This window comes from Pseudalkalibacillus decolorationis, assembly GCF_024609785.1.
In the GTDB taxonomy this organism is placed as follows: Bacteria; Bacillota; Bacilli; order Bacillales; family Fictibacillaceae; genus Pseudalkalibacillus; species Pseudalkalibacillus decolorationis.
Genome location: NZ_JANHJQ010000069.1, coordinates 752 through 1,404, shown reverse-complemented (window position 1 = coordinate 1,404; position 653 = coordinate 752). Strand labels below are relative to the sequence as shown.

Sequence of the window (653 nt, the reverse complement as noted above, 5' to 3'; positions counted from 1 at the left end):
CTTATACTATAGAAAGTATTTTTATACTCCCTCTATAAAGTAAGGATTTTCTCCGTTATTCTTGTTATTTCTAAGCTTTTCACTCGATACATCTAATGAAATGCATCAAATGTATGGATAAGTCAGCCATATATGTTTCATTATGGAAGGGAGAGGTGACCTTATAGAGACCTTCCCCTTCCATTTTTTAGAAAAAGGTTGTAGTGAATCCTATGGGCGCACTTTGGATCCCACAGTATTCATGGCGGCAAACCCTCCCACATCTCCCAGCGTCATTTGCGCATACATTCCTTCGTTCAACCTATCCATGAAGTGGGGTCGGCGATGCTTTCTTGCAGGGTCTATGCCCGTTTGTATAAATCTTGCCGACTGCTCCGTGCTCCGTTTTTATGTTGTTAAATGCAATGAGATTCTAACTCAGAAAATACAATCTTACGGACTTAATGAAACGGTTTTTAGGCAGCTTCCTGGTTTTGAAAATGAGGAATATCGTTTAACATTTTCTCAGGGCAAAAAGCGACTTGCTTCTTACCTACCACAAACAAAATCTTGATTAACTTACAACACAGGGCGATCAGCGACTGTTTCTTTTTTAAAGGGTTCTTGTCTCGTTTCGTAAAATAGTCATGTAAGGCTTTGAATGCAGGGTTTTG

1 pseudogene is annotated in these 653 nt (G+C 39.5%); it reads right to left on the bottom strand.

Annotated features, from left to right (window positions below):
- Positions 1–455: 455 nt before the first annotated feature.
- Positions 456–653, bottom strand: a pseudogene (locus NON16_RS25340) (IS110 family transposase); the annotation flags it as partial.